Raw genomic sequence first — 13,117 nt, forward strand, 5'->3', positions numbered from 1 at the left:
CCGGCCCGGCGCTGACATCAGTCCTGGCCGGCGCTAACGGTGCATGCGCCGGTAGTCGCGCGGCGTGTCGCCCATCACGTCGGAGAAGCACCGCGTGAAGTGGCTTTGGTCGGAGAAGCCCACCTCGAGGGCAATCTCGACCAGCGGCCGATCGGTGGTGCGGATGAGAAGCGCCGCCGCCGAGATGCGCTCGCGCATCAGATAGCGATGCGGCGGCAGGCCCACGCTCTGCTTGAAGGCGCGCGAGAAGTGGCACACCGAGAGGCCAGCGATCTGCGCCAACTGGCAGAGTTCGATCCTTTCTGCCATGCGCTGCGCCACGAAGTCGCGCACGCGGCGCAGGGCACCGGGCGGCAATCCCCCCCGAAACGAAGGTGCGGAGGTCGCAGCGGGCTCCGCAGCGGGGAGAGGCCGCCCCGTGGTCGGCGTTTCACTCGCGGGCCGCAGCAGCAGGCGCGCCGTGCCCGCGGCCAGGCTGGCGCGCAGCGCCTGTGCGTCGACAGAGGGCGTGGCGCCAGGCGCACCATGGCCCTGCGAGGCCTGTGCGCGGGGACCGCTCAGGACGACATGGACACCGCCGACGTGGGTGCGGCCTTCTCTCAGGAATTCGTCCTCTTCCCAAAGCCATACATCAAGGCCGGCCGCATCGCCGAGCTCCAGCCGCATGCAACCGTGCGCCGGCGCGGGCAGTTCGACATGCGGCCGCATCGAGCGAGTGAGCGTCGTCGCATGGGGCGTTGCGTGATCCAAGAGGGTCATGATCGTTCTGGATGGGGTTGAACCAGCGCCTCGAGGTCCGAGGCTGTGGCATCCAGTGTCATGGCTTCAGCACGTCTTGCTTGGTGCGCATGCGCCATGGCAAGCAGCATTGCGTGTCTGTGCGTGCCACGCCAGAGACGCTGCGCTTGGGATGTCAGGAAGGCACTGCGATCTCGGGCGTCTTGCGAAAACCGATTGCCAGCCGGTTGTAGGCGTTGATGACGCCCACTGCCAGCGTGAGGTCCACGCGCTCGCGCTCGTCGAACTCGGCCGACAGCGCCTGGTAGTCGGCGTCGGCGGCATGCGTCTGCGACACCAGCGTGAGCGATTCGGCCCATTGCAGCGCGGCGCGCTCGCGCGCGGAGAACAGGGTGCCAGCTTCGCGCCAGGCCGCGAGCATCAGCAAGGTCGACGGCGGCACGCCGGCCTTCATCAGGTCGCGCGAGTGCGACGCGATGCAGTACGCACATCCGTTGATCTGCGACACGCGCAGGTACACCAGGTCGATCAGTGCAGGAGACAGGCCCGACTTGTGCACATACATGTACAAGCCGCCCAGGGCGCGCATGCCCTCGGGGGCGATGGCTTGGTGATCCAGTCGTTGGTTCATGGCGGATGTCCTTTCAGGGATGGTCGGGGGTCTTCAATGCATCACCGGTGTTCGCGACGAACACCACGAGCAGCCGCGCGGTCTGGGTGCGGCTGGCGTTCTGCGTGAGGGGATGGCGCGCGCCGGGCGGCTCGAACCAGTCGTCGCCCGCGCGGTAGGTGGTGGGGGGCCCGTCGTCCAGCGCGCTGCGCACTGCCCCCTTCAGCACATACGCATACACGAAGGCATCTCCATGGCGGTGCGGGCGCGCTTTGGCGCCGGGCGCAAAGTCCACGATGAGCGTGCTCAAGCTCTTGCCCGGCGCGTTCGGCAGCGCCTGCGTGAATTTCAAAGAGGCCGTCTCCTCGACGGCCTCGTGGGCAGTCGCGCGTGGCGCGTGACACAGCAACGCGCCCGCGCCGGCCAGGCACACGGCGATGGCCACAGCCTTGGGCCGCGAGAAGGGTGAGGTTCTGAAACAGGACATGGAATTTCTCCGGGGAGGGGTGATGGGACAGGCCGTTATCGTGGCGCGAAGCACGAGCGCGCGATGGCATGAAGCGGGCGTGTTTGGCCGCCTTCGGGCAGCAAATGGCGGCGTGCGTCCCATGATCGATTTCGTCCAAAGCCACGTGATCCGTGACAGAACCCGCGCGGCGGCTGCCCGACCATCGGCATGTCCCCACAGCTGACGAGGTGCTCGATGAACACATTTCCTTTCGCACCTACCACGGGTACCGCGCGTGCCGCGCGCACGGCCCGCATCGCTCGGCCCTGCCGAGCCGGTTCGTTGAGCGCCATTACGTGATGAGACACCTTCGCGTGGCGCTGGCCACGGCGGCTGTGGTGGGGGCGGGCCTTTCAGGCTGCGCCCTGCCCGCCCACCTTGCGCCGCCGCCGGCACGGCTCGACGCCCACACGCTGGCGTTGCGCACCGACGCCATTGCCGCACCCGTCGACCCGGCCTGGTGGCATCAGTTCGGGCGACCCGAGCTCGACGCACTGGTGGACAAAGGCTTGCAGGACAACCCGTCGCTCGGCATCGCCGCTGCCCGGCTACAGCGCGCCAAGGCGATCGCGCAGCGCATCGATGCGCAAGACTGGCCGCAGGTGACGGCACGTTTCGACGACACCCGCCAGCGCTTTCCCGAGCATGCGCTGTTCCCGCCGAGCATCGGAGGCACGCGGCAGAACCTGGCGACCGCGCAGCTCGCGGTCAACTGGGAGCTCGACTTCTTCGGACGCAACCGCGCCGCGCTGGACGCCGCACTGGGCACGGCGCAAGCGGCGCAGGCGGATGCCGCCATGGCGCGCCTGCTGGTCTCGACACAGGTGGTGCGAACCTACGTGCAATTGGCCCGCCTGCTGTCGCTGCGGGAGGTGGCCGAGCGCTCGCTGGCGCAGCGCGCCCAGGTGCTGGCGCTGGTGCGCCGCCGCACCGACGCCGGACTCGACACCTCGGTGGAGCTGCAACAGGCCGCAGGCGCCGTGCCGGACACCCGGCAGTCGCTGGAGGCGCTCGACGAGCAGATCGCCGCACGCCGCCACGCGTTGGCCGCATTGACGGTGCAACCCCCCGAGGCGCTCGCTGCGCTGCAGCCGCGCATCGGCCATCTGCAGCCCCAACCCCTGCCCGTGAGCGTGCCGGCCGATCTGCTGGGCCGACGCGCCGACATCGATGCGGCTCGCCGGCGCGCCGAGGTGGCCACGCGCGAGCTGGACGAAGCGCGCGCCGATTTCTACCCCAGTGTCAACCTCGTGGCCTTTGCGGGCTACAACGCACTGGGGCTGGATCGCCTGTTCGACAACGGCAGCCGCGCCATGGGGATCGGCCCTGCCATCCGCCTGCCAATCTTCGATGCCGGCCGGCTGCGCGCCAGCCAGCGCGCCAAGGCAGCGGACCTCGACGCGTCCATCGCAGCCTACAACGGCGTAGTGCTGGCGGCGGTACAGGACGCAGCCGACCAGATCAGCGCGCTGCAATCGATCGCGCGCCAGCAACAGGACCAGATCCGCGCACAAGCGTTCGCCGAGCGCGCGTACAGGCTGGCGGTCGAACGCTACGAAGCTGGCCTGGGCTCGTACCTGGTCGTGCTCAGTGCCGAGACAGGCGTGCTCGCGCAGCGCCGCGCGGCTGCCGAACTGGGCGCGCGTGCGCTCGATAGCCAGGCCGAGCTGATGCGCGCACTCGGTGGAGGCTATGCAGCGGGCTTGCACACCAGCGAGGCGCCGGCCTCCGTGGCGGCCACCATCGGCGGCAGCGCAACGACGGCGGCCGCGACCGCTACGCCGCAGTGACGCTCACCCTGGAAACCGCCATGAACAGCATGCCCTCCGACCCGACATCCCATGACGGCGCTGCCTTGGCGCCGCAAGCAAGTCCCGCGGTGCCGCACGCGCAAACCGCACCGAATGCGCCGCGCAGCATGCCCGGCTTGGCCGTCACGGCCTGCGCGCTAGTGCTGGCGCTCGGCTATGTGGCCTACCGCATGCTGGGCCCCGCGTCCACAGTCAGCACCGACAACGCCTACGTGCAGGGCAACGTCATCCAGGTCACGCCGCAGACCGGGGGCACCGTCGTGGCGGTACGCGCCGACGACACCGACTTCGTGCACGCCGGCCAGCCCCTGGTGCGCCTCGACCCGTCGGACGCCCGCATGGCGCTCGACCAGGCCGAGTCGCAACTGGCCCAGACGGTGCGCGAGGTGCGCACGCTCTATGCCAACAATGAGGTGCTGGGCGCGCAAATCGCCGTGCGTCAGGCCGAGGTGGGGCGGCTGGAAACCGAGCTCGCTCGCGCGCAACGCGACATGCACCGTCGTGAAGTACTCGTGCAGGATGGCGCGGTGGGGCGCGAGGAGTTCGAGCACGCAGCCACGCAATTGGCCTCGGCGCGCAGCGCACTCGCCTCGACCCGCGCCGGCGCACGCGCGGCGCAAGCGCAACTGGCCGCCAACCTGTCGCTGACAGACCGCACGAGCGTGGAGCGGCATCCCAACGTGCTGCGGGCATCGGCCCGGGTGCGCGAGGCCTACCTCGCGCTGCGCCGGGCCGACGTGCACGCGCCGGTGGATGGCTTCGTGGCGCGGCGCAGCGTGCAAGTCGGCCAACGCGTGCAGGCCGGTGCCGGGCTGATGACCGTGGTGCCGCTCGACGGCATCTGGGTCGACGCCAACTTCAAGGAAGCTCAACTGCGCCAGTTGCGCCTCGGGCAGGAAGCCACGCTGGTGTCCGACCTGTATGGCGGGGAGGTCCGCTATCACGGCACGGTCGCCGGGCTGGGCGCGGGCACTGGCGCGGCCTTTGCGCTGCTGCCCGCGCAGAACGCCACCGGCAACTGGATCAAGGTAGTGCAGCGCGTGCCGGTGCGGATCCTGCTTGACCCGCGCGAGGTGGCCGCGCACCCCTTGCGCATCGGCATGTCGGTGGAGGTCTCAGTGGCGGTGTCCGCTGACCAGCGCCCCAGTGGCAGGCCACGGCCCGGCATGCCGCCACAACCGACGGCGGCCGTCACGACCGTGTTCGACGGCGACGACCACGCCGCCGACGAGGCCGTGCGACGCATCATCGGAGAAAACCTGGCTGCGATCGCCCAACCTGCGGCGGGCGCGGCAATGCCGATGGCCGGCGCGCTGCCATCGGTGCCAGCCGGCACCAGCGCGAGCCCGGCACTGCGGCGCATGGGCGTCGATCGAGTGAGCGCGCGGGCGTCGCCCTGAGGGCATCCCCATCATGTCAGCCGTCGCCGTCTCGAACGCAGTGTCTGCATCGGCAGGCCCTTCATCGCGCGCCCAGCGGTTCGCCTTGCTGCTGCTCATCGGCGTGCTGCCCTTCAGCGACTTCCTGCAGACGGGCGTGTATGCGTTCAACGCCGGGCCGATCATGGGCGATCTCGGCGCGAGCCCCGAGGAGTACAGCCTGGTCGCCACTTTCTACGCGGTGACGGCCATCGGCATGATCTTCAACCACCGCTGGCTGGTGGAGCGCATGGGGTGGCGCAGCTTCATGCGCGCGAACAGCCTGCTGTTCGCCAGCGGCGCCATGGTGTGCGCCATCAGTGACACGCTGGGCGTGTTCACGGCCGGGCGCCTCCTCGCCGCCATGGGATGCGCCTCGTTTTTCACGGCGGGGCGTGTGCTGGTGAACTTCATTCCCCCGTCGCCCCGGCGCTTCACGGGGGTGAAGTTCTTCGCCTCGGGTATCGCCTGGGGTGGCGTGTGCGGGCCACTGCTGGCCGCGACTGCGCTCTCCCTGCAAGACTGGCGGCTCGCTTTCGTGGCGCAGTTGGTGCCTGCGGCGCTCATTGCGCTGCTCGGCGAACTGTGCCTGCCCGGCGAGCCGCTGCCGAGGCGCTCACCGTTCGACGCGCGCGGGCTGGCGACGTTGGCAGGGGGCAGCGCGCTGCTCCTGTTTGCGCTCCAGCGCAGCGCGTTCGATTTTTTCTCGCATCGGGTGTCGCTCTATCTGTACCTGGCCGTCGGCCTGCCGGTGCTGGTGCTTGCGGTATGGCTGGTGCTGCGCAGCGAGTTGCCGGCCATCCGCCTGCACGAGATGTCGCAGCGCCGCTACCTCCTGGGTCTGGCCGCCTTCGGCACCTGCTACGCGTTGCTCGGGGGCAACAATACCGCGGTGCCGCTGCTGCTGATGCGCGGGCTCAATCTGCCGCTGGAAGCGATCGCGCGCTACGTGGCAATGGGCGCGCTCGGCGGCGTCGTGGTGTGGATTGCACTGGCGCGGCTGGTGGTTCGCCACCAGGGGCCCACGCGCTACTACGTGCTGGGCTTTTCGCTGCTCGGGGCCGCGGGCGTGCTGCTCGGCGGATTGAGCGAGACGGCCGACACCAGCTCCGACTTGCTGCCAGCGCTGCTGTGCAACGGCGCCTTCATCATCGCGGTGCTGTCGACCACGGCGGTGCAGACTTTCAGGGACCTGCAGCGCGACGAGACGGTGTTTTCGCATGCGAACCAGGTGAAGAACGTGCTGGCACAGTTTGGCGTGGCCGCCGGCACCTGCGCGACCACGCTGTTCATGCAATGGCGCACCGCGCAGCACTACGTGCAGGTCGGCGAGGCACTCACCTCCCAGAATGTGGCCCTGCAGGACACGCTGCGCCTCTTGTCGCAACGCTTCGCCGTCACGCAAGACCCGCAAGCCGCCGCGCAGATGGCAGTGGCCACGGTCAACGCCCTCCTGTCGCAGCAAGCGAACTTCATGGCCTCGCTCGACTACTTCCGCATCATCGCAGTGGCGGCGGGCGTGTGCCTCCTGGTGGCGCTCGGGGAACGTGGCGTGCGCTACTGCTGCGCGCGCCGTGCGACGCGTCGCTGAACGGCGATGCCTCGGTGGGATCAGCCGGGCGAGGCGGTGCGCACTGGAGCCGGTGTCCAGAACGTGGGTCCTGGCGCTAGCCTGGACGCAAGAAGCCGCTTGGCCGCGAGGCCACCACATGCAGCCAGACCCAGCGCTTGGCGCCCGCTGCGCTACTGTCGCGCCCCGAAGGAGATCGGATACGCGGCATTGCGCAGCGTCAGCATCGGGTCGGCGCTTTCGATCCCCGCGTGTGCCTGACCGGGCAGGAACAAGGTCTGCTTGTCGAGTGCGGGGTCTTGCGCGATGGCGGTCAAGGTGAGCGTTCCCAGGCGCACCAATTTGCGGGTCTCCGGCCAGGCGACGGAGGGGTCGTCGATCTTGTCGCCTGCGGCTGCGACCTGCGCGTACCAGTCTAACTTGAGCGCTTCCGCCCGCAAGCGGCCAGGCAGCTCGTCCCGCAGGTAGTCGGCACCCTTTGCCTTCGCTTCGTCGGCGCCCAGGTAGTGCTCGCCCGCCAACGGCACGAACCGATAGCGCACGTGCTGCGCCACCCCGCCTGCATTCGTGAACTTGAACGCGTTCACGCCGTAGTACGCTGCCGTCGCGAAAGAAGCCGGCGGCGGTTTCTGCGAGGTGACGAACGCCTTGGCGATGGGGTGCGCCTCGAGGAACTGCTCGATGGCGGTGGGGTGTGGTGCGTCGGGCCCGCTTGCACCGATGCTGCGAAGGAAGGCGGCGAACTCGTCCGAGGTCGCCACCGGGAAACCGTTGAAGCTGTGGGTCACCACGTCGAAGGCTTCGCCGTCGGCCGCCTTGACCTTGAACGCGAAGCCCCGTGGGTTGGCCTCCGGAATCGCGTCGGAAATATCCGGGATTCCGGTGAAGTCCGAGAAGCGGGCCGTCACCGGCAGCGCCCCGCCGGCGAAGAGGGACGCCCGGCTCCACGCCCGCGCGGCAGGGTCGGGACTGAACGATCCAACCAGGAGAACGCCCTTGGCGTGGACCGCGCGCGCGTGGTGCTCGCCGAATGCCACGTGCAGCGCATCGACCAGATCCTTCGGCGCCTGGCCTGGCACCACCGTCTGCGGCTGCGCCGCAGTGGGCAAGGGGGTGGCGGCCGCAAGCACCACCGCAATGGTGGAGGCAGCCACGATGCTGAGCCGCGCAGCGCGCACGCCCACTTGTTCGATGTAGTCGTCTGGGTCGCTCATGGCAGGTCCTATGGTGGATGTCGCGCGATTGCGATGTCCCATTCTTTTCTGCGACGTGCCGCCGCAGACTGTGGTTCCTGCCATGCCGCAATCGGTGTGGGTCGCTGTGTGCCAACGTGCGCGATGCGACCGTTGCCCGTCGACGTGGCGCAGATCCGTTCAGCCACGCAGTTCGGCGGGCCGCACGCCCAGATGCTGGCGAATCGCCCTGCTGAAATTCGACGGATCGCGAAATCCTGCCCGGTAGCCGATCTCAGCCGTGGTCAGATGACCGAGATGGCGCGCCCGGAGCATCGCGCTCGCACGATCGACGCGGCAGCGCACGATCAGCTCGCCGTAGGACGCGCCGTGGCGTGCCAGCACGCGGTGCAGCGTGCGCGGCGACACCGCACAGCTTGCCGCCACAGCGCACACGTCGAGGTCATGGTCGGTGCAGCGCGACGCGAGCACCTGCAGGATCTGCGTGAACTTGTCCGTTTCCCGCGCCGGCGCCTCGGGGCGCGGCATCGAGCGTTCGTGCGCCGCCAGCGCAAGCAACGCGCCCAGATGCTCGGGCACGAGGTGACGCGGCATCAAGGTCCCGTCGCGCGCCAGCTGCGCCATGCCTGCGACGTAGCTGCACAGCGCGCTGGCCCAGGGAGACTGCGCGCCGATGACGTTCCCCACAATGACGCCGGGGTCGGGGACCCATTGCCGCATCTCACGCCGCGAAAAATGGAATGCCATCGGCTTCGCGTCGCCCTGGCGCTCGAAGTCTGCGTCGATGCGGGTGTCCAAGATGAAAAGCTCCCCCGGCCCCACACGCAGCGGGCGCCTGTACGTGAGGTTCCAGCTCGCAAGCAGGTTGACAAGGATCACATAGCCGTCGCCGTCGCACGCACCCAGGTTCATGGAAATCACCGCTGCAATGGATGGAAATCTGCCTTGGGATCACAGGCACGTTCTGCGCGTCGCGCACCGGGCCCGGCACGTCCCCGGTGGCCATTGTCCGCAGGACACTGCCTGGGATGGTGTCCTGCCATGCTGAGTTTTGTTCCTGGATTGCTACTTTCAACCTATGCCTTTTTTGGCACGCAGGGACCAGCCGCGCGGCGTTCGACCGCGCAGAATCCAGAGCCCATACACACCGTGGAGGCTATGTGGGTGCGCCGGAATTGATTTGCTGGTCGACGGACGATGTGGACACGACACAGCGCGTCGACTACTACGAAGAGACCGTCGCCCGGTCGATGATCCCGGTGGGCATCCGCATGCCGGCCACGGGCGAGTTCTTCTCGCGCATGAAGATGGCCAGCCTCGACGGACTTTCGGTGTTGCGCATCCACGGAAGCCCGCACGAGGTCTATCGCGGCAACCGGGAGATCGCGCGCAGCGGCGCGCACAAGTACCACCTGCTGCTGACCTGCGGCACGCCTTGGACGCTGCACCACCAGGGCGCCGTCGCGCTCGCACCCGGCGAGGCGGTGTTGCTCGACTCACAGCAAGCCCAGACCTCCGCCACCGAGGTGCCCTACGAGATGGTGCATCTCATGATGGAAGCCAGCTGGCTGGCGCAATGGGTGCCGCGGCCGGCCGCGCTGGTTGGCCGCAAGATCACCGCGGCGACGCCTTGGGGCCATTCCCTCGCTTCGTTTGCCAAGGTGCTGACGCCGGAACTTCTGCTCGACGCGCCGCTTCCCGCGCGACTGCTCAGCGACCATCTGGGCGCGATGCTTGCACTGGCTGCGGAGGAGACAGACCCAAGCGCGGACTCACGTCGAAGCATGACCCCGCAACGCCAGCGCATCGTGGACGTGCTCGCACAGCGGTGCACCGATCCGGCGCTCACGGCCAAGGACGTGGCGGCGTCGCTGAACCTGTCCGTCAGGACGCTGCATCGCGTGCTGGCCGTTACCAAGGAAGCCTTCGGTCCCCTGCTCATCGAAGCGCGGCTGCGCATTGCCTACCGGATGCTGGAGTCACGCATCTTCATGAATGTGACCGTCTCGGAAATCGCCCGTCGAGCGGGCTTTGCGACGCCTTCGCACTTCGCGCGTGTGTTCCACGCGTGCTACGGCGTGACGCCCTCCGCCTTCCGCCAGTCGTGGTCGCGCAAGGGTCCGCCCGAGCATGAGCGCGAGCTTCCCCGCGCCCGGATGCGGTAGTCCAGCGGCGTCATGCCCACGGCACGGCGAAACGCGCGGCTGAAATTGGCCTGGCTGGAAAACTGGATCGCGGCAGCGATGTCGACGAGCGGCAGCTGCGAGCTCGCGAGCAGCTCCCGGGCGTGCGCCATCCGCAGGCTTGCCAGGTACTGATGAGGCGCCATGCCGGTCATCTTGCAGAACACGCGCGAGAAATGAAACGGGCTCAAGCAGGCGACATTCGCGATGGCCTCCAGCGAGATGTCGTTCTCGAGGTTGGCCCTCATGAATTCGATGACGCGCTCCAGCCGCTGCGCGGCCATCAGTGGCCGGGTGCGCGCGGCGTCGAACGGCCGGGTGGGCGACCCACAGTCGGCGTATGCATGGACGAGCCGCGACATCAGAGCGAGGCCCATGGATTCCACGAACACCCCACCACCCGCGCTCGGGTACATCGCCTCTCGCAGCACCGCCATGCACAACTGGTTGATCAACTCGTCGCGCAGGCCCGCAAGGTAGCGAATGACCGGGCTGCCGTGCACAGCGCCCTCCGTGGCCCGTTCCAGCGTCGGGGCTCCTGGCAGGTAGATGTGCAGGATCTGAGGCAAAGCGCCGGTGATGGCGATGTCGTCCTCGTCCACATCGGCGGGGCAGATCCATGCCGTCCCGGTGGCAACGCGCGTCTGCTGGCGGGCACCGCCGCCGCGGCGGATCACCACGGCCTCGGCGTTGCCCTGGAGGGCGACGGTCAGTTCCAGGTGTTCGGAGCGAAACGCGGGCAGCTCGCACGCCGGGTGCGCGCGAAGCTCCGCGGCGACGCCCTTCCAGCCGAGCCCCTGGGACGAGGCGAGCACGCCGGCCGACTGGAACTTCTTCTCGCCGTGTTGCAGCAGGTTCATGGTGCCGTGCATTGTTGAGCGCGCAGGCGCCGAAAATGGCCTGGGAGTGCCATGCCACGCGAGAAGACTCTTCCCTGCCTGCCAAACCGCACGGGGTCAGAACGGAAATCTGTCCGGAGGTTTGCCGTGCTGCAGCAGTGACAGCTTCATGTCGGCCACGCTGTCGAATCCCGCGCGGGAGGCGATGTCTTCCAGGGAGATCTCACGGAACATGCGACTTTGCAGCATCCGGGCCGCGATGCGTGCACGCTGCGCACCGGCGGCCGTGTCGCTCGGCGCGCAGGGGGCGTTGCGCGCCAGTGGCGTGCGACCCGTCATCTCGGCCTCGAGGGCTGACAACAAAGCGCCGATCTGCTCGGCCAGGAAATCGCCCGGCAACGGCGCATCCACGGCGAACGCGGGCGTGAGCTGCGCGAGCATCGTCGACAGCGCATGCCCGGCGAACGAAGTGTTCGGAAGTCGTCGTCCCGCGAGCCACTCCGGGCGGCGCAGCCACTGGTGGACCCACGCCGGCGGCATGTCGACCGTGACGATCTCGTAGGCGTTCAGCTGCAGTCGGTACGGCCGTGCCGAATCGATGAAGATGGCTTCGCCCGGCGCCAGCAGCACATGCCCGCCGTGCGCCACGGCCCATCCGCTGGCAATGTTGAGCATCAGGTAGTAGCGCTGCACGTCGGCGCGCGCCACGTGCCACGCGCCATGCACCACGCCGTGCGCGGAGCCCTTGAGGCGCAGGATGTCCAGCGGACCCAGCGCCGCGCGTTCGACGCAGGCATCGAGCACCCGGGAGGCGCAGGTGACGGACAGCGGCACCATCGCGGCGGAGGTGGCGGCCGCGTAGTAAGCCAGGCGGCGCGGCGCCTCCACATCGTCGGTAGACCAGCGCTGCACACCCGCAGGAGCGCGCGGGTCGCTCACCGTGAACGCCTGCCGGGCCCGGCGTGCCACGCGGGAACGTCGGCGTCCGCCTCGGAATCGTTCGCGCCGGACCGGTACAGCGCATGCGCGAGCCACACCACGCCGCACGCGGTGGCCAACGCGACGATCTCGGCCCCTAGGCGCTGCTGTTCACCGAGCAGGTAGGCGTTGCAAAGTCGCACGGGCGCCTCGATGAAGAGCGAACCTGCCGCGACCGTCATCGGCAGCACGCTGCCAACGAAGAAGGCCTGCACCACGGGGCCGGCGGCGCGCCAGGACGCGCGTGCCGCTGCGCCGGCTGCCGCGAGCGCGGCGAACTTCAGCGCTTCGATGCGCCCATCGACAAGCGCCAGGTCGAGCAGGCGCGGAATCATCGCCATCGCGAGCACGCAGGCCAGCAGCGTGAGGCCCGACAGGCCGAGCGCGTTGCACTTCGCAAGCGCCCGGGCAGCCGACGCCGGCATGGCCGGCGCCATGAGCGCACCTGCGGCAAGGACGAGCGGAAACTGCACCAGCATGTGCGTACGCATGCCCGCCTCGAGCCCGGCGCGCAGCGGCGGGCAGGCCAGCGCGCCGAGCATGGTGAGCGACAGCGCCAGGCACAGTGTCACACCGCGCGTCATGGCGCCCCTCCGGCCGACGGGGCGGGCGGCGGCAGGATCAGGGGCGCGGCCGGCAACGACGCCGCGAAACGCAGCGCGCCTGAGAGGTCGTCGAAATCGAACGCGCGCACCAGCCGCGCCCGCCGGTCGACCACCAGGAGGGCTGCGTTGTGCGCGAAGCCGCCGCGGCCGTCATCGACCACGGTGACGCCGAAGCGCTCGAGCAGCTTCGGCAAACGCGCCGGATCGCTCACGCGCACGAAGCGCCACACGGCCGGATCGGCACCGAGTCGCGCCGCGTAGGCCCCCAAGGCGGCCATGTCGTCGTGCACCGGGTCGAAGCTGATCGACAACAGCTGAACGTGCGGGCTCGGCGCCGTGGCGGCCTGGGCCTGCTGAAACACGCCGCCTGCTGCGGAGCAAACCGTCTCGCACCGGGTGTAGATGAAATCGACCAGGACAGGGCCGCCGCCCTGCCCCAGCACCACGGACAACGGCTGTGCCGGCACGCCGGGGCCTTCGACGACGACCTCGGGCACCGCTGCTGGCTGCTGCGTCCATGTGAGCCGGCGCGCGCCCTCGGCGGTCCAGACTGCAAAGCCGAGCGTGAGCCCGTGCGCTGCAGCTGCCGCCAACCCCGCGATCACCAGGATGGCGACCAGCGTGCGTGCGAGCGATGCGTCAGGAGCGGCCACTGCCATCGGTG

13 protein-coding genes are annotated in these 13,117 nt (G+C 69.1%); 4 read left to right on the forward strand and 9 right to left on the reverse strand.

The window, feature by feature from the left end; translation table 11 throughout:
• Positions 1-33: 33 nt before the first annotated feature.
• The 3 genes from AC0IYU_RS18310 to AC0IYU_RS18320 all read right to left on the reverse strand — a co-directional run bounded on the left by AC0IYU_RS18310 (position 34) and on the right by AC0IYU_RS18320 (position 1,835).
• Positions 34-759, reverse strand: coding sequence for a helix-turn-helix domain-containing protein (locus tag AC0IYU_RS18310; RefSeq protein ID WP_472119766.1), 726 nt, complete (start codon positions 757-759; stop codon positions 34-36).
• A 154-nt stretch (positions 760-913) separates the two neighbouring features.
• Complete coding sequence (locus AC0IYU_RS18315) at positions 914-1,369, reverse strand: carboxymuconolactone decarboxylase family protein (protein ID WP_472119769.1); 456 nt, start codon at positions 1,367-1,369, stop codon at positions 914-916.
• Positions 1,370-1,382: 13 nt separating this feature from the next.
• A complete protein-coding gene (locus AC0IYU_RS18320) occupies positions 1,383-1,835 on the reverse strand; it encodes a cupin domain-containing protein (RefSeq protein ID WP_472119771.1) in 453 nt (150 codons plus the stop codon).
• 320 nt (positions 1,836-2,155) lie between these two features.
• Here AC0IYU_RS18320 and AC0IYU_RS18325 point away from each other — a divergent pair, with 320 nt between their 5' ends.
• Genes AC0IYU_RS18325 through AC0IYU_RS18335 form a run of 3 tightly spaced genes read left to right on the forward strand, consistent with a single transcriptional unit; the run spans position 2,156 to position 6,676 of the window.
• Complete coding sequence (locus AC0IYU_RS18325) at positions 2,156-3,646, forward strand: efflux transporter outer membrane subunit (RefSeq protein WP_472119774.1); 1,491 nt, start codon at positions 2,156-2,158, stop codon at positions 3,644-3,646.
• Positions 3,647-3,675: 29 nt separating this feature from the next.
• A complete protein-coding gene (locus tag AC0IYU_RS18330; RefSeq protein WP_472120123.1) occupies positions 3,676-5,067 on the forward strand; it encodes an EmrA/EmrK family multidrug efflux transporter periplasmic adaptor subunit in 1,392 nt (463 codons plus the stop codon).
• Positions 5,068-5,080: 13 nt separating this feature from the next.
• Complete coding sequence (locus AC0IYU_RS18335) at positions 5,081-6,676, forward strand: MFS transporter (protein ID WP_472119776.1); 1,596 nt, start codon at positions 5,081-5,083, stop codon at positions 6,674-6,676.
• 152 nt (positions 6,677-6,828) lie between these two features.
• Here the strand turns inward: AC0IYU_RS18335 and AC0IYU_RS18340 are convergent, their stop codons facing one another.
• Together AC0IYU_RS18340 and AC0IYU_RS18345 are read right to left on the reverse strand one after the other, a co-directional pair.
• A complete protein-coding gene (locus tag AC0IYU_RS18340; RefSeq protein ID WP_472119779.1) occupies positions 6,829-7,869 on the reverse strand; it encodes a catalase family peroxidase in 1,041 nt (346 codons plus the stop codon).
• 159 nt (positions 7,870-8,028) lie between these two features.
• Positions 8,029-8,760, reverse strand: coding sequence for an AraC family transcriptional regulator (locus tag AC0IYU_RS18345; RefSeq protein WP_472119782.1), 732 nt, complete (start codon positions 8,758-8,760; stop codon positions 8,029-8,031).
• 248 nt (positions 8,761-9,008) lie between these two features.
• On the opposite strand from AC0IYU_RS18345, the gene AC0IYU_RS18350 reads away from it, so the two are divergent.
• Positions 9,009-10,013, forward strand: coding sequence for a helix-turn-helix domain-containing protein (locus AC0IYU_RS18350; RefSeq protein ID WP_472119785.1), 1,005 nt, complete (start codon positions 9,009-9,011; stop codon positions 10,011-10,013).
• Here AC0IYU_RS18350 and AC0IYU_RS18355 read toward each other — a convergent pair.
• The 4 genes from AC0IYU_RS18355 to AC0IYU_RS18370 form a co-directional block, all read right to left on the reverse strand.
• A complete protein-coding gene (locus AC0IYU_RS18355; RefSeq protein WP_472119788.1) occupies positions 9,920-10,891 on the reverse strand; it encodes a helix-turn-helix domain-containing protein in 972 nt (323 codons plus the stop codon). The two genes, AC0IYU_RS18350 and AC0IYU_RS18355, sit on opposite strands and share 94 nt — an antisense overlap.
• Positions 10,892-10,987: 96 nt before the next feature.
• A complete protein-coding gene (locus AC0IYU_RS18360; protein ID WP_435495541.1) occupies positions 10,988-11,809 on the reverse strand; it encodes an AraC-like ligand-binding domain-containing protein in 822 nt (273 codons plus the stop codon).
• A complete protein-coding gene (locus AC0IYU_RS18365; RefSeq protein WP_472119791.1) occupies positions 11,806-12,432 on the reverse strand; it encodes a hypothetical protein in 627 nt (208 codons plus the stop codon). The genes AC0IYU_RS18360 and AC0IYU_RS18365 overlap by 4 nt, the downstream gene beginning before the upstream one ends.
• A complete protein-coding gene (locus tag AC0IYU_RS18370; RefSeq protein WP_472119794.1) occupies positions 12,429-13,112 on the reverse strand; it encodes an SCO family protein in 684 nt (227 codons plus the stop codon). The genes AC0IYU_RS18365 and AC0IYU_RS18370 overlap by 4 nt, the downstream gene beginning before the upstream one ends.
• Positions 13,113-13,117 lie beyond the last annotated feature (5 nt).

Source organism: Variovorax sp. AC103, assembly GCF_979254005.1.

Bases quoted from the DNA above. Each gene is read 5' to 3' on its own strand.
- AC0IYU_RS18365 (WP_472119791.1), bottom strand. From the start codon at position 12,432: ATGACGCGCGGTGTGACACTGTGCCTGGCGCTGTCGCTCACCATGCTC.
- AC0IYU_RS18355 (WP_472119788.1), bottom strand. From the start codon at position 10,891: ATGAACCTGCTGCAACACGGCGAGAAGAAGTTCCAGTCGGCCGGCGTG.
- AC0IYU_RS18320 (WP_472119771.1), bottom strand. From the start codon at position 1,835: ATGTCCTGTTTCAGAACCTCACCCTTCTCGCGGCCCAAGGCTGTGGCC.
- AC0IYU_RS18310 (WP_472119766.1), bottom strand. From the start codon at position 759: ATGACCCTCTTGGATCACGCAACGCCCCATGCGACGACGCTCACTCGC.
- AC0IYU_RS18370 (WP_472119794.1), bottom strand. From the start codon at position 13,112: ATGGCAGTGGCCGCTCCTGACGCATCGCTCGCACGCACGCTGGTCGCC.
- AC0IYU_RS18340 (WP_472119779.1), bottom strand. From the start codon at position 7,869: ATGAGCGACCCAGACGACTACATCGAACAAGTGGGCGTGCGCGCTGCG.
- AC0IYU_RS18345 (WP_472119782.1), bottom strand. From the start codon at position 8,760: ATGAACCTGGGTGCGTGCGACGGCGACGGCTATGTGATCCTTGTCAAC.
- AC0IYU_RS18325 (WP_472119774.1), top strand. From the start codon at position 2,156: ATGAGACACCTTCGCGTGGCGCTGGCCACGGCGGCTGTGGTGGGGGCG.
- AC0IYU_RS18335 (WP_472119776.1), top strand. From the start codon at position 5,081: ATGTCAGCCGTCGCCGTCTCGAACGCAGTGTCTGCATCGGCAGGCCCT.
- AC0IYU_RS18330 (WP_472120123.1), top strand. From the start codon at position 3,676: ATGCCCTCCGACCCGACATCCCATGACGGCGCTGCCTTGGCGCCGCAA.
- AC0IYU_RS18315 (WP_472119769.1), bottom strand. From the start codon at position 1,369: ATGAACCAACGACTGGATCACCAAGCCATCGCCCCCGAGGGCATGCGC.